At 42.7% G+C, this 20,932-nt stretch carries 20 protein-coding genes; 19 read left to right on the top strand and 1 reads right to left on the bottom strand.

Annotated features, from left to right (window positions below; translation table 11 throughout):
- Positions 1-197: 197 nt before the first annotated feature.
- The 17 genes from ACFVS1_RS13675 (at position 198) to spoVM (ending at position 18,219) form a co-directional block, all read left to right on the top strand.
- Positions 198-2,873, top strand: coding sequence for a cation-translocating P-type ATPase (locus ACFVS1_RS13675; protein WP_387549352.1), 2,676 nt, complete (start codon positions 198-200; stop codon positions 2,871-2,873).
- Positions 2,874-3,031: 158 nt separating this feature from the next.
- Complete coding sequence (locus ACFVS1_RS13670; RefSeq protein WP_352921528.1) at positions 3,032-3,907, top strand: YicC/YloC family endoribonuclease; 876 nt, start codon at positions 3,032-3,034, stop codon at positions 3,905-3,907.
- Between the two features lie 53 nt (positions 3,908-3,960).
- A complete protein-coding gene (remA, locus tag ACFVS1_RS13665; protein ID WP_034313813.1) occupies positions 3,961-4,224 on the top strand; it encodes an extracellular matrix/biofilm regulator RemA in 264 nt (87 codons plus the stop codon).
- A gap of 10 nt (positions 4,225-4,234) precedes the next feature.
- Positions 4,235-4,849 (top strand): guanylate kinase, encoded by a 615-nt coding sequence (gene gmk, locus ACFVS1_RS13660; protein WP_241591087.1) that lies wholly within the window; start codon positions 4,235-4,237, stop codon positions 4,847-4,849.
- 3 nt (positions 4,850-4,852) lie between these two features.
- Entirely contained in the window at positions 4,853-5,059 is a 207-nt protein-coding gene (gene rpoZ, locus ACFVS1_RS13655; protein WP_098371057.1) for a DNA-directed RNA polymerase subunit omega, read from the top strand.
- Between the two features lie 259 nt (positions 5,060-5,318).
- The gene (gene coaBC / locus ACFVS1_RS13650) at positions 5,319-6,527 is read left to right on the top strand and encodes a bifunctional phosphopantothenoylcysteine decarboxylase/phosphopantothenate--cysteine ligase CoaBC (protein ID WP_387548094.1); all 1,209 of its coding nucleotides are present in this window, start codon (positions 5,319-5,321) and stop codon (positions 6,525-6,527) included.
- 6 nt (positions 6,528-6,533) lie between these two features.
- Positions 6,534-8,945, top strand: coding sequence for a primosomal protein N' (priA, locus tag ACFVS1_RS13645; protein ID WP_387548091.1), 2,412 nt, complete (start codon positions 6,534-6,536; stop codon positions 8,943-8,945).
- A 93-nt stretch (positions 8,946-9,038) separates the two neighbouring features.
- A complete protein-coding gene (gene def, locus ACFVS1_RS13640; protein WP_352921521.1) occupies positions 9,039-9,524 on the top strand; it encodes a peptide deformylase in 486 nt (161 codons plus the stop codon).
- Positions 9,521-10,480 (top strand): methionyl-tRNA formyltransferase, encoded by a 960-nt coding sequence (fmt, locus tag ACFVS1_RS13635; protein ID WP_387548088.1) that lies wholly within the window; start codon positions 9,521-9,523, stop codon positions 10,478-10,480. Before def ends, fmt begins: the two co-directional genes overlap by 4 nt.
- The gene (gene rsmB / locus ACFVS1_RS13630; RefSeq protein WP_387548086.1) at positions 10,467-11,819 is read left to right on the top strand and encodes a 16S rRNA (cytosine(967)-C(5))-methyltransferase RsmB; all 1,353 of its coding nucleotides are present in this window, start codon (positions 10,467-10,469) and stop codon (positions 11,817-11,819) included. Before fmt ends, rsmB begins: the two co-directional genes overlap by 14 nt.
- Positions 11,819-12,913: a dual-specificity RNA methyltransferase RlmN gene (rlmN, locus tag ACFVS1_RS13625; protein ID WP_387548083.1), complete on the top strand. Its 1,095-nt coding sequence runs from the start codon at positions 11,819-11,821 to the stop codon at positions 12,911-12,913. Before rsmB ends, rlmN begins: the two co-directional genes overlap by 1 nt.
- Positions 12,914-12,917: 4 nt before the next feature.
- Entirely contained in the window at positions 12,918-13,667 is a 750-nt protein-coding gene (locus tag ACFVS1_RS13620; RefSeq protein ID WP_137018768.1) for a Stp1/IreP family PP2C-type Ser/Thr phosphatase, read from the top strand.
- A 5-nt stretch (positions 13,668-13,672) separates the two neighbouring features.
- Complete coding sequence (gene pknB / locus ACFVS1_RS13615; RefSeq protein WP_387548080.1) at positions 13,673-15,706, top strand: Stk1 family PASTA domain-containing Ser/Thr kinase; 2,034 nt, start codon at positions 13,673-13,675, stop codon at positions 15,704-15,706.
- 23 nt (positions 15,707-15,729) lie between these two features.
- Positions 15,730-16,611: a ribosome small subunit-dependent GTPase A gene (gene rsgA, locus ACFVS1_RS13610; RefSeq protein WP_230177534.1), complete on the top strand. Its 882-nt coding sequence runs from the start codon at positions 15,730-15,732 to the stop codon at positions 16,609-16,611.
- Between the two features lies 1 nt (position 16,612).
- Positions 16,613-17,260, top strand: a complete 648-nt coding sequence (gene rpe / locus ACFVS1_RS13605) for a ribulose-phosphate 3-epimerase (protein WP_352921511.1) — start codon at positions 16,613-16,615, stop codon at positions 17,258-17,260.
- A gap of 102 nt (positions 17,261-17,362) precedes the next feature.
- Positions 17,363-18,016: a thiamine diphosphokinase gene (locus ACFVS1_RS13600; protein WP_387548077.1), complete on the top strand. Its 654-nt coding sequence runs from the start codon at positions 17,363-17,365 to the stop codon at positions 18,014-18,016.
- 122 nt (positions 18,017-18,138) lie between these two features.
- Positions 18,139-18,219: a stage V sporulation protein SpoVM gene (gene spoVM, locus ACFVS1_RS13595; RefSeq protein ID WP_034313769.1), complete on the top strand. Its 81-nt coding sequence runs from the start codon at positions 18,139-18,141 to the stop codon at positions 18,217-18,219.
- A gap of 187 nt (positions 18,220-18,406) precedes the next feature.
- On the opposite strand, the gene rpmB is transcribed toward spoVM, so the two are convergent.
- A complete protein-coding gene (gene rpmB / locus ACFVS1_RS13590; RefSeq protein ID WP_034313767.1) occupies positions 18,407-18,595 on the bottom strand; it encodes a 50S ribosomal protein L28 in 189 nt (62 codons plus the stop codon).
- A 251-nt stretch (positions 18,596-18,846) separates the two neighbouring features.
- Here rpmB and ACFVS1_RS13585 point away from each other — a divergent pair, with 251 nt between their 5' ends.
- Positions 18,847-19,209, top strand: coding sequence for an Asp23/Gls24 family envelope stress response protein (locus tag ACFVS1_RS13585; protein ID WP_034313762.1), 363 nt, complete (start codon positions 18,847-18,849; stop codon positions 19,207-19,209).
- An 18-nt stretch (positions 19,210-19,227) separates the two neighbouring features.
- The gene (locus ACFVS1_RS13580; RefSeq protein WP_387548073.1) at positions 19,228-20,898 is read left to right on the top strand and encodes a DAK2 domain-containing protein; all 1,671 of its coding nucleotides are present in this window, start codon (positions 19,228-19,230) and stop codon (positions 20,896-20,898) included.
- Positions 20,899-20,932 lie beyond the last annotated feature (34 nt).

Genomic DNA, 20,932 nt, shown 5'->3' with positions numbered 1-20,932 from the left:
TATCCGCATCGTTCTTCTTTCCGCAATTCTGTTTAATTATAGCATTATTTTGGACGAGTCTGAATAATCATGGAAGAAGAGCAGGTTGTTTTATGTATCGGTAAGCAGGCAGGTGTTGGATGAGTATAGCAAAAAGCGCCTGTTGAGATGTATACAGGAGCCTAATTCATTCTATTCAAAGGGATGTGTGATACTTGATGGAGTTCAAGGAAATGAATAATCAAGAAATGGAGAAAGCGCTTCAAACAAACGTTACACACGGTTTGGACGATGATGAAGTAAAGGACAGGCTGCGAAAGCATGGCTTTAACGAATTGAAGGAAGGAGAAAAACAGTCTGCCATTCTTTTATTCTTCGCCCAATTCAAAGATTTCATGGTCATCGTTTTACTTGCCGCGACATTGGTCTCCGGGATTTTGGGTGAATATATCGATGCGATTGCCATCATGGCGATTGTTTTTTTGAATGGATTACTTGGTTTTTTTCAAGAACGGAAGGCAGAAAAATCCTTGGATGCCCTAAAGGAAATGGCTGCGCCGCAAGTTAACGTGCTTCGTGGTGGACAGTGGCTGAAAATTCCATCGAAAGAAGTCGTTGTGGGGGATATCCTGAAGTTTTCGAGCGGTGACCGAATTGGTGCCGATTTACGGATCGTCGACCATTCAAGCCTTGAAATAGAAGAGTCTGCACTTACCGGCGAGTCACTCCCGGCCGTTAAATGTTCCGATCCATTGATGAATGAAGTTGAAGGTATCGGTGATCAAGAAAATATGGCTTTTATGGGAACGATGGTGACAAGAGGAAATGGAGTCGGAATCGTAACCGCTACAGGTATGAATACGGCGATGGGCAAGATTGCGAATCTCCTGCAGACTGCAGAAACAAAAGAAACACCGCTTCAGCGGAGGTTGGAGCAGCTAGGCAAAATTTTGATCGTCACGGCTTTAATATTAACTGTAATTGTGGTCCTGACTGGTGTCATTCAAGGGCATGACCTCTATACGATGTTTTTGGCCGGGGTATCGTTGGCTGTCGCGGCGATTCCCGAAGGCTTGCCAGCCATTGTGACCGTAGCCTTGTCTTTAGGCGTTCAGCGTATGATCAAACAAAAAGCGATTGTCCGCAAACTTCCTGCCGTAGAAACGCTTGGCTGCGCAACGGTGATTTGCTCAGATAAGACAGGAACACTGACCCAAAACAAAATGACGGTGACAAAGGTTTGGAGTGGAGGGAAAACTTGGGATGTCGGCGGTACTGGTTATAAACCTGTCGGAGAGTTTTCTTTAGGGGGAGTATCGGTTGCCCCGAGAAACCATAATGCATTGCTGCAAATAATTACATTTGGCATGCTCTGTAACAAAGCTGAGTTAAAGGAGAATGGTAAACGATATATTTTAGACGGTGATCCGACAGAAGGGGCGATGTTGGTCGCGGCAATGAAAGCAGGGTTGACGAGGGAACATCTGTCTAAGAGGTTTACGATAGTCAAGGAGTTTCCATTTGACTCGAGCCGCAAAATGATGAGTGTCATAGTGAAGGATGATAAAGACAATCATTTTGTCATCGCAAAAGGGGCCCCTGACGTATTGATCGCCCAGTCCGATACGATTCTTTGGGAAGGAAGGTCGGAAATATTAAATCGGGAGAGTAAGGAAAGGGTACAGCAAGACATGAATGAGCTTGCCTCGCAGGCACTTCGAATGATTGCTGTTGGTTATAAACCCCTTTCAAAAGGAACGATTTTGCTTCAAGAAACCGAAGCTGAGCGCAATTTGACCTTCATGGGACTTCAGGGTATGATCGATCCCCCGCGTCCGGAGGTGAAGCAGGCAGTTAAGGAATGCAGGGATGCCGGGATCAAAACTGTCATGATTACTGGCGACCATGTAATAACCGCAAAGGCAATAGCTAAAGAACTTGGTATTTTAAAAGGAAAAGACCGTGTACTTGAAGGACGGCAATTGGCCGACATGGATGTCGGGGAACTTGAGGAAGTTGTTGAAAGTGTTTCGGTATTTGCCCGCGTTTCCCCGGAGCATAAGTTGAAAATCGTAAAAGCCTTGCAAAATAAAGGACATGTCGTTGCAATGACAGGGGATGGTGTCAATGATGCACCTGCAATAAAATCAGCGGATATTGGTATATCCATGGGCATAACAGGTACTGATGTCGCGAAGGAAGCTTCTTCCTTGATATTGGTTGACGATAATTTTGCTACAATTAAATCAGCCATCAAAGAAGGCAGGAATATTTATGAAAACATCAGGAAGTTCATCCGTTATCTGCTTGCTTCCAATGTGGGGGAGATTTTGGTCATGTTTTTTGCGATGTTATGTGCCTTGCCTTTACCTTTAATACCAATCCAGATCTTATTCGTGAACCTTGTAACTGACGGACTGCCCGCGATGGCGTTGGGCCTGGATGCCGCCGAAGAAGATGTAATGAAAAGAAATCCAAGAAATGCCAATGAAGGTGTTTTTGGAAGAGGGCTTGGCTGGAAGATCATCTCACGCGGATTTCTGATCGGGGTTTCTACATTGATCGCATTTTATGTTGTATATCGTGCAAATCCGGAAAACCTTGCTTATGCACAAACGATTGCGTTCGCTACCTTGGTACTGGCTCAGCTTATACATGTATTCGATTGCCGGAGTGAACGTTCGATCTTCTCGAGAAATCCATTCGGTAACCTCTATCTAGTGGGGGCGGTATTATCCTCCCTATTATTGATGGTAGCCGTCATGTATGTGCAGCCTTTACAAACAATCTTTCATACGGTACCGATTTCGGGAAGGGATTGGCTATTAGTAATAGGGATGGCATCCATACCAACTTTTTTACTGGCTGGAACCTTTTTAGCAAGAAAAGCATAATGATATATGATATAATCTTTAAGGTGGTAGAGTTTTGCTCTATTGCCTTTTTATTTTTGTAGTATTTTATTTGTGAGCTAAAGTTTTCGTGCTGTAGCTAATATATAATGAATGTTAAGTGCTAAATGACTACATTATGTTTGATAGGATGTGGAACCATGGTTACCAGTATGACGGGCTATGGAAGAGAAGAAGCGGAAAACGAACAGGTCAAGGTTTTTGCTGAAATTAAGACCGTGAACCATCGTTTTTGTGAATATACGATTCGAATGCCGCGCCAGCTTTTGGTTTTGGAAGAAAAGGTGAAGAAGAAGGCGAATCAATACATAAGAAGGGGACGGGTGGAAATCTTCATTACCGTTGAAGGTGAGAGCCTGGTTTCCAAAAAGGTGAAGATCGATTGGGATCTTGCTGATCAGTATGTGGGATTGATGGAAGAAGTCAAGGGAAAATACAAACTGGAAAGTTCCATTACATTACAGGATATGCTGCAACTTGAATCGATTTTCATAACCGAGGAAGTGCCTGCGGTTCCTGCTGATTTGGAATCCCTGTTATTGAAGGCTGTCACGGGGGCATTGGAAAATCTGAAAAAAATGCGGAATCTGGAAGGTCAGGAACTGGCCTTGGACATGAAACGCCAGCTTGAAAAGTTTGGTGAGATTGTAGCAGGGGTCAAAATGCATGCACCTTCAGTCGTCGAAAAATATAAAGCCCGCTTGGAAATCAAACTGGCAGAGTTGACTGAAGGATTGATCGAAGATAGCCGCATTGTGACAGAAGCGGCCATTTTTGCTGATAAATGTGATATAAATGAAGAACTGACCAGACTTGATAGCCATGTACAGCAATTTTCAAGGACACTTACCCATAGTGAACCAATCGGAAGGAAACTCGACTTTCTTGTCCAGGAAATGAATAGGGAAGTCAATACGATTGGATCAAAGGCAAATGATTCGGCCATTACCAAAGAAGTGGTGGAAATGAAAAGTTTGCTTGAAAAATTAAAGGAACAGGTTCAAAATATCGAGTAGTCAGTTTATGATGAACCTAACAAGGTGACAATAGATATGGATGGGGGACAAAAATGTCAATTAAGCTCATTAATATTGGTTTTGGGAATATCGTTTCCGCAAACCGGATCGTATCCATCGTGAGCCCTGAATCGGCCCCGATCAAAAGGATCATCCAAGATGCCCGTGACCGCGGATCCTTAATAGATGCTACATATGGCAGAAGGACTAGGGCCGTTATAATTACAGACAGCGACCATGTTATCTTATCTGCCGTTCAACCGGAAACGGTTGCCGCACGGCTTCAAGATAGAGATGACAGCGTAGAAGAGGGGTAACTGAAACAATATGAGAGAAAAAGGTTTATTAATCGTTTTGTCCGGTCCATCCGGTGTTGGTAAAGGAACTGTAAGAAAGGCGATTTTTTCTCAGCCAGGAACGGCATTCGAATATTCAATTTCGATGACGACACGGCTGCCTCGCCATGGTGAAGTGGACGGAGTGGATTATTTCTTTAAAAAACGCGAGGAATTCGAAGCACTGATCGAAGAAGGCAAATTGCTGGAGTATGCTGAGTTCGTCGGTAATTATTATGGAACACCCGTGGATTATGTCCGTGAAACAATCGATTCCGGAAAAGATGTATTTCTGGAAATTGAAGTTCAAGGAGCTAAACAGGTCCGGGAGAAATTCCCTGAAGGACTTTTCATTTTCCTTGCTCCTCCGAGTTTGACCGAACTCGAAAGCCGCATCGTTACTCGCGGAACCGAGACGGAGGAAGCGATAAAAGGACGGATGAAAGTGGCCAAGGAAGAAATAGAACTTATGGATCTGTATGATTATGTTGTTGAAAATGATCATGTGGATGCCGCATGTGCTAGAATTAATGCAATTGTAATAGCCGAGCATTGCCGTCGGGAAAGAGTTGCTGCTTTATATAAAAAAATGTTGGAGGCGGAATAAATTATGTTATATCCATCAATTGATTCTCTATTACTTAAAATCGATTCAAAATACTCACTTGTATCTGTGGCAGCAAAGCGTGCCAGGGAAATGCAAATTAAAGATAATTGCCTCGTTACCAAACCGGTTTCCCATAAATCAGTAGGTCGTGCCCTTGAAGAGATTCATTCCGGTAAATTGACTTACGATAATTCTTACGAGGAAAACTAAAAGAACACATAGCTTGACCTATCGGGCCTGACACCCTAAAGCAAACAGGAGCGTTACATTTGGAAAGTGCTTCCTTCCTGCGGCCAAGGTGTCAGGCCTGTTTGTTTTGGTTTTAAAAAAGTCCGGAAAGTCATTGATGAAAGCAGAAGATATGGAATGTTTAGGAAAATCAATATGTTATTGCGCATTTCAAATGAAATTTCTTCGGTTTTCCGTCATAATTAGAAGCAAATAGAATGTATAGTTAGGGGAAATTTGCATGCTTATCGATAAAAAAGTACTTCTTTGTGTCACCGGCGGGATTGCTGTATATAAGGCTGCTGCCCTGACAAGTAAATTAACTCAGGAAGGTGCACATGTTAAAGTGATCATGAGTGATTCGGCACGTGAATTCGTGACGCCGCTCACCTTTCAAGCACTTTCGAGAAATGATGTGTATACAGATACTTTTGATGAGAAGGATTCATCAGTCATTGCACACATCGACTTGGCTGATTGGGCCGATATCATCCTGTTGGCTCCAGCTACAGCCAATGTCATCGGAAAGGTAGCCAATGGAATCGCGGATGATATGATTACGACCACACTTCTGGCAACGGAAGCGCCTGTCTGGGTTGCGCCGGCAATGAACGTGCACATGTACGCCCACCCAGCTGTCCAGAAAAATATGGAGACAATTCGGTCGTTTGGATATCATTTCATTGAACCGGGTGAAGGGTATTTGGCCTGCGGTTATGTAGGGAAAGGGCGATTGGAGGAACCGGAAACAATCGTAGAACATCTTAACCGGTATTTCGATGAACGCAAATCACACCAACAGCCTCTTAAAGGAAAGAAATATTTGATAACGGCAGGACCGACTCGTGAAGCAATCGATCCCGTGCGTTACGTGACGAATCATTCCAGCGGCAAAATGGGCTATGCCCTAGCCGAAAAGGCAATCGAAATGGGAGCTGAGGTAACTTTGATCACTGGCCCAGTGAACTTGACACCACCTTCCAAGGCCGAAGTAATACCAGTGGTATCAGCAGCAGATATGTATCTTGCGGTATTCGATCAGTTCGATTCCAGTGACGTCGTAATCATGACAGCTGCAGTGGCGGACTATAAACCGAAGATTTATCATGCTCAAAAGATGAAAAAGCAGCCAGGGGAAAATGTGATTGAATTTGAACGGACAAAGGATATCCTCATGGAACTCGGTGAAAATAAAACTCATCAGTTCTTGGTAGGCTTTGCGGCTGAAACGAACAATGTTGAAGAATATGCAAAAGGGAAATTAGCAAAAAAGAATGCAGATATGATCGTTGCCAATAATGTTACCGCCCCAGGGGCAGGATTTGGAACGGATACGAACATCGTGACTATTTACGATAAAGATGGAAGTGCGACCGAACTTCCAAAAATGAGTAAAGCGGATATAGCTAAAAGCATCCTGGAAGAAGTATCTCGCATGCAAAAGGAATGATGTCATATGGATATAGCATCCGTCATCGTGGATGTACCTGCTAAACAAACGGATCGTGAATTCGACTATCGCATACCTGAAAAGTGGAACCAAGTCATCAAACCCGGAATGCGGGTCATCGTCCCATTCGGTCCAAGGATGGTTCAGGGATTCGTCACAGGCTTGAAAGCTAAAAGCGACTTTGCGAAATTACGCTATATAAAAGAACCAATGGATTTGGAGCCCATCCTTAATGATGAATTGCTTCAGCTGGGTGACTGGTTGACCAAAGAGGCGATGTGCTTTAAAATTTCAGCACTGCAGGCCATGCTTCCGGCAGCGATGAAAGCAAAGTATGAAAAAGTGATCAAAGTCGTTGAAGATAAAAAGGATCAGCTGCCTCCCTTCATTCAAACCCTTTTCGGAAAAAATGATTCAATATCCTGGAAAGACGTGATTGAAGGGGAGAACGCCTCCCTTTTCCAAAAGGAAATGCAAAATGGCAATCTTGAGCTCGTATATAATGTGAAAAACCGACTTAATAAGAAGACCATCCGTGTCATAAAATCTTTGCTTTCCCCTAAGGAACTGAAAGAAATGGCATCAGCCATGTCAAGCCATGCAAAAAAACAACAGGAACTCCTTCAGTACTTTATTGAACATCAAGAGCCCATTCCGTTAAAAAAATTGCTTGAATTGATGAACACATCAAGCGGTACCGTCAAATCCCTAGTGTCAAAAGGGGCCTTGGCGGAAATGGATCAAGAAATATACCGAGATCCTTATGAAAACCGTGTGTTCGAAAAATCCACTCCCTTTACACTTACAGCTGAACAAACAGTTGCCTTGAAGCCTATCCAAGAGAAAATACATCATGATGAACATGATGTTTTCCTTTTATATGGTGTAACCGGAAGCGGGAAGACTGAAGTGTATCTACAGGCTATTGCCTCTGTCATTGAAAAAGGGAAGGAAGCCATCATGCTCGTACCTGAAATCTCCTTAACCCCACAGACGGTGAAGAGGTTCAAGGAAAGGTTTGGGGAGCAGGTAGCTGTCATGCATAGCGGTTTATCCGTAGGTGAAAAATATGATGAATGGCGGAAAATTCACCGTAAAGAAGTAAAAGTTGTGGTGGGCGCTCGTTCCGCCGTGTTTGCTCCTTTTGAAAACCTGGGGCTGGTCATCATTGATGAAGAGCATGAATCCAGTTATAAGCAAGAAGAAACGCCAAGGTACCACGCCAGGGACGTAGCCATTGAAAGAGCAAAATCATATGGGTGTCCGGTTATTCTTGGCAGCGCGACACCTACACTTGAATCTTTTGCGCGAGCCAAGAAAAATGTCTATAAATTATTGACACTTAGCCAGAGGATGAATAATAATGCGTTGCCAGCAGTGGATATTGTAGATATGCGCGAAGAACTAAGAACGGGAAATCGTTCCATGTTTTCGGAGCTGCTCTTTACCAAGCTGAAGGATCGGCTTGAGAAGGGGGAGCAAACAGTTCTGATGCTAAATAAAAGGGGGCATTCTTCCTTTGTGATGTGCAGAAGCTGCGGATTGGTCATCAACTGCCCTAATTGTGACATTTCACTCACATATCATCGCTTTAATGATATAATGAAATGCCATTATTGCGGTTTTGAAGAGGGAATGCCTTCCGCTTGCCCTGAATGTGAAAGTGAACATATTAGGTTCTTCGGTACAGGCACTCAAAAGGTTGAAGAAGAGCTTGCGAAAATCCTCCCTGAAGCACGGGTCATACGGATGGATGTTGATACGACGAGTAAGAAGGGTTCACATGAGCGGTTGCTGAATGCCTTTGGTGAAGGGAAGGCCGATATATTGCTAGGCACCCAAATGATTGCCAAAGGCCTTGATTTTCCTAATATCACCCTTGTTGGAGTCCTTTCTGCTGATACGATGCTGCATCTGCCTGATTTCCGTTCTTCAGAAAAGACATTCCAGCTGCTGACACAGGTCAGCGGAAGGGCAGGACGTCATCAGCTTCCGGGAGAAGTGGTCATCCAAACCTATACACCTGAGCACTACAGCATCGAGCTTTCTGCCTTTCAGGATTATGATGCTTTTTATGAACGGGAGATGCATCTAAGGAGGCAAAGTCATTACCCTCCCTATTATTATGTTGTCCTTATAACCGTTTCACATGAAGATTTAATGAAGACAGTGAGTGTTACTGAGAAAATCACGAATTATTTAGGCTCACGATTGAATCGGGATTCGATCGTACTAGGTCCGGTTGCTTCGCCCATTAGTCGAATCAACAATAGATATCGCTATCAATGTCTGATAAAATACAGACGAGAGCGGGACCTGAATCAGCATTTACGCACACTTTTGGAGCATTATCAAAAAGAAACCGCTCAGAATCAGCTTCAGATTTCAATAGATTTAAATCCACAGATCATGATGTAATTGTTTAAGAGAGATGATTACCGCGACCTGTTACAGCTTGCGTTTTTATATAATGAAGTGCTGTTTTTCATATCTAGGAGGTTACCTTTAATTTTGGCTATTTTACCGATTGTTTTGTTTCCTGAAAAAATTTTACAACAAAAATGCGATAAAGTAACAAGTTTTGATAAAAAGTTGGCAAAGCTGTTAAATAACATGTATGAAACGATGGTGGAGGCGGATGGCGTTGGACTTGCAGCACCTCAGGTTGGCGTGAAAAAGCAAGTGGCCGTCGTTGAAATAGAGGAAGGATCAGGTGCGATCGAACTGATTAATCCGGAAGTACTGGAAATGGAAGGCGAACAGACAGGTGTTGAAGGATGCTTGAGCTTCCCGAGTTTATATGGCGAAGTAACGCGTCCATACACTGTCAAAGTCCGGGCACAAGACCGAAAAGGATCTTTTTTCGAGATAGAAGCGGAAGATTTCCTTGCAAGGGCCCTTCTGCACGAAATCGATCATCTGCAAGGAGTTTTATTTACAAGTAAGGTTTCCCGGTATATTTCGGAAGAAGAGTTAGAAAGGTATGGAGAAGAATGACGAAAATAATATTTATGGGTACACCGGACTTTTCGGTGCCGGTATTGAAAAGAATCATTGATGAAGGGTATGATGTGATCGCTGTTGTCACACAGCCCGATCGTCCAGTAGGGCGCAAAAAGGTGCTAACGCCCCCTCCAGTTAAGGTCGAAGCCAAAAAGCATGGGATTCCCGTTTATCAGCCCGAAAAAATTCGTGAAAAAGAAGAACTTGAAAAGATCATCGCATTGAATGCTGACTTGGTGGTGACGGCTGCTTTCGGACAAATCCTTCCGAATGAATTGCTGGATGCCCCTAAGTACGGATGTATTAATGTACATGCCTCCCTGCTTCCAGAACTGCGTGGAGGGGCGCCCATTCATTATTCCATTTTACAGGGGAAAGAAAAGACTGGGATAACCATCATGTATATGGCGGAAAAATTGGATGCCGGTGATATATTGACTCAGGCGGAAGTTGCTATAGAGGAACAAGATAATGTCGGAACGCTGCATGATAAATTAAGCAAGATTGGGTCGGATTTACTTGCAGAGACACTTCCGAAACTCATTAATGAGGAGTTACAGCCGATCAAGCAGGATGAGGCTAGAGCGTCATTTGCACCTAACATCAAACGGTCAGAGGAAAGAATCGACTGGTCGAAATCAGGGGAAGACATCTATAACCATGTACGCGGCCTGAATCCTTGGCCTGTTGCTTATACAACCTTAGAAGGTTCCATTTTGAAGATTTGGCAGGTAAAGAAACTTGAAGATGGCAATCAGGCTGTGCCGGGCACGGTCATTGATGTACAAAATGATGGTTTCATCGTTTCGACAGGCAATGAGACGGCAATACTGGTTACAGAACTGCAGCCTTCAGGAAAGAAAAAAATGCCAGCGAAAGATTACTTGCGCGGTGCCGGATCGTTCATTAAAGCAGGCATGAAGTTAGGAGAACAGAATGAAGCAAACTAAAAAGGGAGTACGTGAAATCGCTCTCGATATTTTGGAATCTGTAGAGAAAAACCAATCCTACAGTAATCTATTATTGAACAACTTGATTAAAAAGCACCAGTTATCCGCCGTGGACAGCGGTTTGCTTACAGAAATAAGCTACGGTACCATACAGCGTAAGATGACTTTGGATTATTATTTGAACCCGTATATTAAACAACCTAAAAAAACGCAAAGCTGGGTCATCAATTTACTTAGGCTTTCCGTTTACCAAATGGTCTATTTAGATAAAGTGCCTGATCATGCAATCATTTTCGAGGCTGTCGAAATTTCCAAAAGACGCGGACACAAGGGTACATCTTCGATGGTCAATGGCGTGCTTCGCAACATCCAAAGAAATGGTGTTCCTTCATTAGATGAAATTAAAGATGATCTGGAACGGCTTTCCATAGAAGTAAGTCATCCAATTTGGCTTGTAAAGCGTTGGGTAGAGCAATTCGGCTATGAAAAAACCAAGGAAATGTGTGAAATCAACTTAACTGCGCCATTACAGACGGGTCGGGTCAATTTAAAGAAGACTTCACGCCGTGAACTGATCAGCATATTAACGGAAGAAGGATATGATGTTGAAGCAAGTGAGGTCGTTCCCGAAGCAATTGTCAGCTATAAAGGGAATCTTGCTTATTCAGAAAGCTATAAATTGGGTTATTTATCGATTCAGGACGAGAGTTCAATGCTTGTAGCCCATGCTTTGGGTGCGAATGAAAATGATGCTGTACTCGATTGCTGTGCCGCACCTGGAGGGAAAACGACACATATCGCAGAAGGTTTGACCACTGGACAAGTATATGCGCTCGACCTTCATGAGCATAAGGTCAAGCTCATTAAAGAGCAGGCGGAGCGCCTAAAGCTCAGAAACAATATTAAGACAATGGCCCTTGATAGCCGAAAAGTGCAAGAACACTTCAATAAGGAAGGTTTTGACAGGGTCCTGATCGATGCACCATGTTCAGGGTTGGGAGTCATGCGCCGGAAGCCTGATGTAAAGTACACTAAAACAAAAGATGATATAATGAAACTCTCAAGTATACAAAAACAATTATTGGAATCGGCTGCCCCGCTTGTTAAGCAAGGCGGACGGTTAGTATATAGTACCTGTACGGTGGATAAAGAAGAAAATGACAAAGTCGCTGCAGCATTTTTGGAAAGCCACCCGGATTTTGAAAGCGATGCAACCTTGTCCGAAAGAATGCCTGAAAGCGTTCAGCCATTCATCGAGGGTCATACGCTGCAAGTTTTTCCGCAATATTTTAGCAGTGACGGATTCTTTATTGCGAGTTTTAGAAAGAAGGTGCTGTAATGGCAGAAATCACTAAATCATCTAGAGTAAGAAAAGATACGACACCAGAAAAACCGTCGATTTACTCATTGGAGCTACACCAAATTAAAGAATGGCTTGTTCAAAATGGAGAAAAGGCATTCCGGGCCGATCAAGTATATGACTGGCTTTATAAAAAACGTGTCTCCAGTTTTGAAGATATGTCCAACCTTTCGAAATCATTACGGGATAAGCTGGAAGCGCAATTCACTTTCACAACTTTGAAAACTTTGATTCAGCAAACGTCCAATGACGGAACGATTAAGTTTTTATTTGAACTCCAAGATGGTTATTCGATAGAAACGGTGCTGATGCGCCATGAATACGGAAACTCCATTTGCGTGACTACACAGGTAGGATGTAGAATTGGCTGTACATTCTGTGCGTCGACATTAGGCGGATTAAAGCGGAATCTTGAATCAGGGGAAATAGTTGCCCAGGTCGTAAAAGTTCAGCAAGCACTTGACGAATCGGAAGAACGTGTTAGTTCTGTCGTAATCATGGGTATAGGTGAACCGTTTGATAACTACGATAATATGATGTCATTCTTGAAGAATATAAACCATGAAAAGGGCTTGAACATCGGGGCACGTCATATTACCGTTTCCACAAGTGGAATCATTCCTAAAATCTATCAGTTTGCCGAAGAAAGCATGCAAATAAACTTTGCCGTTTCCCTTCATGCACCGAATACGGAATTGAGAAGTAAATTGATGCCGATCAATAAGGCCTACAAACTTCCAGACTTGATTGAAGCAATCAAGTATTATACAGAAAAAACAGGTCGCCGTGTAAGTTTTGAATATGGTCTATTCGGTGGCGAGAATGATACAGTGGAGCACGCTGAAGAATTAGCAACTTTAATAAAAGGGATAAAATGCCATGTCAACTTAATACCGGTTAACTATGTACCTGAACGCAACTATGTACGAACACCTCGGGACCAAATTTTTGAGTTTGAAAAAACATTGAAGAAGCGCGGCATTAATGTAACGATCCGAAGGGAACAAGGCAGTGATATTGACGCAGCCTGCGGCCAGCTTCGGGCCAAGGAGCGCAAAGAAGAGACGAGGTGACCCTATGAGGGCAATATTTAAGACAGACCGTGGAAAAGTCCGCCAGCATAATGAAGATAATGGCGGAATCTTTAAGAACTCGGAAGGCGTTCGCCTTGCCATCGTTGCAGATGGCATGGGCGGCCACCGTGCCGGGGATGTAGCCAGTGCAATGACGATAGACCTTCTGAAAAAGGGCTGGGAAGTATCAACCGGAATCGAAACGGCAAATGATGCCGAGGATTGGCTGAAGCAGCAAATCTTCTCGGTCAATCAATTGCTTTTTGAACATGCAGAAGCGAATACGGAATGTAAGGGCATGGGGACCACCATTGTTGCAGCCATTTGCACCGACAAGTTTGCTACGATTGCCAACATCGGGGACAGTCGGTGTTATTTGTATAATGAGAGCGGTTTTAAGCAGGTCACGGAAGATCATTCACTCGTTAACGAATTGGTCCGTTCCGGTCAGATTTCGAAGGAAGATGCCGAAAACCATCCAAGAAAAAATGTTTTATTACGAGCCTTGGGGACAGAAATGCAAGTGGAAATGGACATTATGACGGTCATCTTCGAAGAAAATGATTTACTATTGCTTTGTTCGGATGGATTGACGAATAAAGTGAGTGAACAGGAACTGGAAGAAACGGTAACCAATGGACAGTCACTTGAAGAAAAGGCGAATTCATTAATAGATAAGGCCAATCACTACGGTGGGGAAGATAATATCACACTTGTGCTTGTTCAATTTACTGAAGAAAGTGAAAGCAGGTGAATTGAATGTTGATTGGTAGAAGAATCAACGGCCGTTATAAACTGATCAAGATGGTCGGCGGCGGCGGTATGGCGAATGTTTACCTTGCAAGAGATATGATCTTGGATAGGGATGTCGCATTGAAAATCCTTCGCATGGATTTTAATAATGACGAAGAGTTCATCAAGCGCTTCAATCGGGAAGCCCAATCGGCAACCAGCTTGGCCCATCCCAATATCGTAAGTATTTATGATGTTGGAGAAGAAGATTCCATTTATTATATTGTAATGGAATACGTTGACGGTTTTACACTTAAGCAATACATACAAAAATATTATCCAATTCCAGTGGATGAAGCCTTGGATATCATGAGGCAAATCACGGCAGCGATTTCCCATGCCCATCATAATGGAATCATTCATCGTGATATCAAGCCACAGAACATTTTGATTGATAAAGAAGGAACCGTCAAGATTACGGACTTCGGCATTGCATTGGCCCTAAGTGCAACAAACATAACGCAGACCAACGCAGTCTTGGGCTCGGTTCATTATTTGTCTCCGGAACAGGCCAGAGGTGGTATGGCCAATAAGAAGTCGGACATTTATTCACTTGGCATCGTCATGTTTGAATTATTGACGGGAAGATTGCCATTTTCGGGTGAATCAGCCGTGTCGATCGCTCTTAAACATTTACAATCGGAAACTCCGTCGCCAAAACGCTGGAACTCTGAAATACCTCAGAGTGTGGAAAATATTATCTTGAAAGCGACAGCTAAAGATTCATATTACCGCTATGAGAGCGTAGACTCGATGGAAGATGACATACGGACGTCGCTTAATCCTGAGCGTTCAAATGAACTGCCTTTTGCCATTCCTGAAGATCATGATGCAACAAAAGCCATCCCCGTCATAACGGATGATCAGCTTTCCAGCGTCGATGAGACAATCATAAGGGGTCCTGAAAAAAATACTTTAGTTTATGCGGATGATGAGAAAAGTGATTCTGAAGCAGAGAGTAAATCGAAAAAGAAACAGAAGAAACAAAAGAAACAGAAAAAACAAAAAAACAAGTCGGAACATAAAGGTAAAAAACGAAAGAACATGCCTGCAATCCTGGTTACCACCTTTTTAGTTCTCGCCCTGCTTGCTGTTTTATCTATCACTGTTGTACCTCCCCTCCTTGTCTCGAAGGAAGTGACGATCCCGGACCTTAAAGGGGAAGAATTGGATGATGCCATTACTGAATTGCTTGAATTGAATTTGAAAGTTGGAGAAACGATCGAGATTGAAGATGAAGAGGTTGAAGCTGGTCTTGTGATTAAAACCAACCCTAAGGAAGGTAAGACGGTCAAGGAAGATGCAGTGATCGATATTTATCAAAGCATTGGTAAAGAGACGATTTCATTGTCCAGCTATGAAGGTCGAGACTACTCTGATGTAAAAGCCCTCCTTGATAAAATGGGATTCAAAAACATAAGCGTGACCGAAAAATATGATGACAGTGCAGCCGGCACGATCATTGAACAATCGCCCTCGGGTGCCACTGAGGTCGTACCATCCGAAACGGAGCTCGAGTTAACGGTCAGTAAAGGGGCAGATTTGCTGAGCTTGAAGAACTTAACGGGGTTCAATCAAGCTGGCCTTGATGATTATTCCAGTGAAAGTGGACTAAAGATCGATGTCGAAGAAAAAATCTATGATGATTCCGTTGCGGAGGGGCTGGTCATTTCCCAGTCACCCGAACCTGCTACAAAGGTGGAAAAGGGCAGTACAGTGAAAGTGGTCATTTCAAAAGGGAAAGAAGAAATTCCTCCTAAGAGTGTAACGGAGGAAATCAAAATCGAGTATGATCCGGTTGAGCCTGGCAAAACGCAAAAAATACAAATTTTCATCGAGGATATCAACAATAGCATGACCGAGCCTAAAGAAACATTCTATATATTGGAAGATGCCAAGAGAACGATCGAATTAATGGTTTCCCCGGATAAAAAAGCAGGATATAAAGTCATGCGGGACAATCAGGTCATCATTGATAAATCCGTCTCATATCCAGAATAAATTTAATAATTAGGAGTGTGGTTATGCCCGAAGGAAAAATTATCAAAGCATTAAGTGGATTTTATTATGTCCTTGATGGTGAAGAGGTCTATCAATGCCGTGGAAGGGGCCTGTTCAGGAAGAATAAGGTAACCCCGCTAGTGGGTGATTATGTTGTTTTTGAAGCGGAAAATAAAACGGACGGGACCGTGACCGAAATAAAACCGCGAAAGAATGAATTGATACGTCCGCAAATCTCAAATGTAGACCAGGCAATCCTCGTATTTTCAGCAGTAGAACCTGACTTCAGTCCGGCATTGCTCGATCGATTTCTCGTACTGATTGAAGATAACGAAATCGAACCGATTATCGTCGTGACGAAATTGGACTTGGTTACAGCTGAAAACCAAAAGAAATTGTCTCAGTATATCAAGGACTATCAAAAGCTTGGCTATACTGTACTGGAAACATCTTCTGTTACCGCTGGAGGAATTGAAGAACTAGTGCCGTATTTAGAAGGAAAAACCAGTGTATTTGCCGGGCAGTCAGGTGTTGGGAAATCGTCTTTGCTGAATGCAATCAATCCTGAATTGGCTTTAAAGACGGATGATATTTCTTCACACTTGGGACGAGGGAAGCATACCACCCGCCACGTTGAATTGATTCATATCGGCTCTGGACTTGTCGCGGATACTCCAGGGTTCAGTTCACTTGAATTCATGGAAATGGAAGCTGAACGGTTATCCTATTGCTTCCCGGAAATGCATAAACATGGGGAAGACTGTAAATTCAGGGCTTGCCTGCACGATAAAGAACCGAAGTGTGCAGTGAAGGAAGCGGTCGATGCCGGGGAAATTCCACGTTATCGATATGAGCATTATATGCAATTCTTAGAAGAAATCAGAGACAGAAAGCCGAGGTATTAAAATGGTTAAAATCGCACCATCCATTTTATCAGCTGACTTTGCAAAATTGGGAGAAGAAATTCTTGATGTGGAAAGGGGAGGAGCGGATTTAATCCATGTAGATGTCATGGATGGGCATTTTGTGCCGAATATAACGATAGGCTCACTAATTGTTGATGCCATCCGCCCGGTGACAAAGCTTCCGCTTGATGTTCATTTAATGATCGAACAACCAGATCGTTATATCGAGGACTTTGCGAAAGCGGGAGCCGATTATATAACTGTCCATGTAGAGGCCTGCACACATTTGCATCGGACGATCCAATTGATTAAATCTTTTGGTGTAAAGGCAGGCGTGGTGCTTAATCCGGCCACTCCAGCTTCCTTGATCCAACCTATAATCGAAGATATTGACATGGTATTGTTGATGACGGTTAATCCTGGTTTTGGCGGACAGAAGTTCATTAAATCCGTTCTTCCCAAAATTGCCGAAGTGAAGGCAATGGCGGAAATGTATAATCAAAATCTGGAAATTGAGATTGATGGTGGAGTAAATGAAGAGACGGCTAAACTATGTATTGAACAAGGGGCGACAATCCTTGTGGCAGGCTCTGCAATATATAATCAAGAAGATCGAAACGCAGCGATTCAAAAGATTCGGGGAAAGTGATATAAGCCGACACTATCATATTCGTATGAGGGTGATCGGCTTTTTTTATCAATCAAACATAGGAATCTTTAATATGAATATGTAAAGAAAAGGATGATATCGATGATTATTAGTATTATGGCTGGAGGTCCGGAATGTTTTTGGCCAGATCTGACATGGTATAAGGAGAAGACAGACCTTTGGGTCGGGGTTGACAGGGGAGTGTGGTCTTTGCTTGAAAAAGGTATCGAACCTAAATGCGGTTTTGGGGATTTTGATTCAGTTTCGGAAGGTGAATACAGGAAAATTGAACAAAGGCTGGAACAAATCAATCTATATTCTTCGGAAAAGGATGAAACGGATTTAGAGATTGCATTTAAATGGGCAATAGGGCAAAAACCAAGTGAAATTCACATTCTTGGCGCAACAGGGGGAAGAATGGACCATTTTCTTGGGAATATCCAGCTGCTCCAAAAAGAAAGTGTCCTCCCTCATCATGGAGATATGGATATATACATAGTCGATCGGCAAAATATAATCACGGTAAAGACAGCAGGTTCATATGAGGTCACTGCTTTGAAAGATAAGAAATACTTGTCATTGCTCCCTGTAACGGCTGAAGTCACCGGCATTACTCTTTCGGGTTTCAAATACCCGCTGGATGGTGCGAGCTTGGAAATAGGTTCGACGCTTTGCATCAGCAATGAACTAATTTCCGAATCTGGGAATGTTTCATTTGAGAAAGGCATATTAATGGTGATAAGAAGCAGTGATTAAAATTCATGCTTAGAGCAGATTCGGATATAATTACGATCATCCTATATCCGCTTAAAAGCTTATGTTGTAATAGAAAAATTCCACTTCATCTTTAATTGTGGGATGCAAAGAGGAGGGGCATGATGAAATTTTATACGATTAAATTGCCAAAAGTTCTGGGCAGTTTGGTAAGGGCTATGCTCGGAGCGTTTAAAAAAGGCTGATACTTATCTCCATGACACCTCTCAAATTAAGGGAGGTGTTATTTTTTCTGTAAAAAGGTGAGGCCATCCGTTAATGGGTGAAGGCTTCCTCCTTGATGCAGGAAAGACCTGATCAACGAATTGAAACCATCCCCATTAAGTACCGGCCATTACAAGTAAAAAGGCATCCTAAGAGGATGCCGTAACATTATACGCGTTCTACTTTGCCCGATTTAAGAGCTCTTGCAGAAACGTATACACGTTTAGGTTTACCGTCAACTAAAATACGTACTTTTTGAAGGTTAGCGCCCCATGTACGCTTGCTAGCGTTCATTGCGTGAGAGCGGCTGTTACCAGAACGAGTTCTTCTTCCAGTGATTACACATTTACGTGCCATGTCAAATTCCCTCCTAACTACAACAAGCTTAAGTTTTCGCAGTCGTCTTAAGTCTTTGTAAAATACTTTAATAATTTATCATACCTACCGTTAGAATGCAATACTTCAGTTAATTACTTTCAAGAAAAAAACCTTGACATACATACTTCAAAATTCAATTATATATAGTACCGTAAGACATTTACTTTTAAAACCATAGACATTATAGTAAAATGTCTTTAGTTGATTTGATTTTTGGGAGGGAAAAGAAAATGTCTATCGAATTACAAACGAAGTATGGACAAATTGATATCTCTAATGAGGTTATCGCTACTGTAGCAGGCGGCGCAGCCGTGGATTGCTACGGAATTATAGGAATGTCTTCCAAAAAACAATTTAAAGACGGCATTGCCGAAATTTTAAGAAAAGAAAACTTTACTAAGGGTGTAATTGTCCGTCAAGAAGAGGAAGAAGTTCATATCGATATGTATATTATCGTAAGTTATGGAACGAAAATCTCGGAAGTTGCACATAATGTGCAATCAAAGGTAAAGTACACCCTGGACAAAACTGTAGGATTAGCTGTTGATTCCGTCAACATTTTTGTACAGGGAGTTCGTGTGACGAACCCTTAAGTATAGGAGGAAAGTTTTGTGTCAATTACAAGTTTGAACGGAAAGCGCTTTGCAGAAATGATCATTCAAGGTGCCAACCATTTAGCGGCTAATGCCCAAATGGTTGATGCGTTGAATGTTTTCCCTGTTCCGGATGGGGATACAGGAACGAATATGAATTTATCGATGACTTCGGGTGCGAAGGAAGTGCAAAATAACGTCCAGGAACACATCGGGAAAGTGGGTGCGTCACTTTCAAGAGGATTGCTAATGGGCGCACGCGGCAATTCGGGAGTTATCCTTTCGCAACTGTTCCGCGGTTTTGCTAAAGCGATTGAACATAAATCGGAAATCAATAGTGAAGAATTTGCCCAAGCTTTTGAAGCGGGGGTTCAGACAGCTTATAAAGCCGTTATGAAACCTGTTGAAGGAACCATTTTAACGGTTGCAAAAGATGCAGCCAAGCAAGCGGTTTCATCTGCAGCAAAGCATATAGACCTTATTCAGGTGATGGAAGAAATCGTTACGGAGGCCAATGCTTCATTAAAACGCACACCGGATCTTCTTCCAGTCTTAAAAGAAGTGGGAGTCGTTGATAGCGGCGGGCAAGGGTTGGTGTTCGTTTATGAAGGTTTCCTTGCTGAGCTGAAAGGTGAGGCCCTTCCAGTCCGACCTGCAAATGGACCAAGCATGGATGACATGATCAATGCCGAACATCACATGAAGGTACAAGGGCATATGAACACGGAAGATATCGTGTATGGCTACTGCACGGAATTCATGGTCCGATTGGAAAGTGAAAAACTTGCCAATGAATCATTTGATGAAGAAAAATTCAGAAATGATTTAAGTGAATACGGAGATTCTTTATTAGTCATTTCAGATGATGAAGTCGTCAAGGTACATATTCACTCTGAACAGCCTGGCACGTGCCTGAATTATGGACAGCAATATGGTAGCTTAATAAAAATGAAAATCGATAATATGCGTGAACAGCATACTGCCATTTTAGGTGAGACGAATACACCGCTTCAAACTAAACCGTCCACCAAAGAGAAGTATGCTATAGTGTCAGTGGCGATGGGTGCTGGCATCAGCGAATTATTCAAAAGCATCGGCGCTAAGTCTGTCATCGAAGGCGGACAAACGATGAACCCTAGCACGGAAGATATCGTTAAAGCTGTCGAAGAGGCATACGCAGATCATGTGATCATCTTGCCTAATAATAAAAATATCATCATGGCGGCCAATCAGGCTGCTGATGTACTCGGGGATCATGTGACTGTCATCCCGACGAAAACAGTACCACAGGGAATGGCTGCATTGCTGGCTTTCAACCCTTCACTTGATGCTGAAGAGAATAAAAAAGCGATGATCGAAGCCCTTTCACATGTGAAAACGGGCCAGATTACTTATGCTGTCCGGGATACCAACATTGACGGTCTTGCAATCGAGACCGGGGACTTCATGGGAATTGCTGAAGGCACCATCAAAGTGAAGGATAAAGACATGACTCAAGCGGCAAAAGATCTTCTTTCCGATATGATTGATGAAGATTCGGAAATCCTTACCATTTTATATGGAGAAGATGCCACTGCTGAAAATGTCGAAAGTCTTGTTGCGTTTTGTAATGAGAATTTCGAAGACGTTGAAGTTGAAGTGCATAATGGGAAACAACCTTTATATTCTTTCATTTTTTCAATTGAATAAGTAGAGAACCATGAAGATGAGGGAGACTTATTCG

Origin of the sequence: Peribacillus sp. NPDC058075, assembly GCF_042885195.1 — a bacterium.
GTDB lineage: Bacteria > Bacillota > Bacilli > Bacillales > DSM-1321 > Peribacillus.
This window is presented reverse-complemented; position numbering and strand designations above follow the sequence as displayed.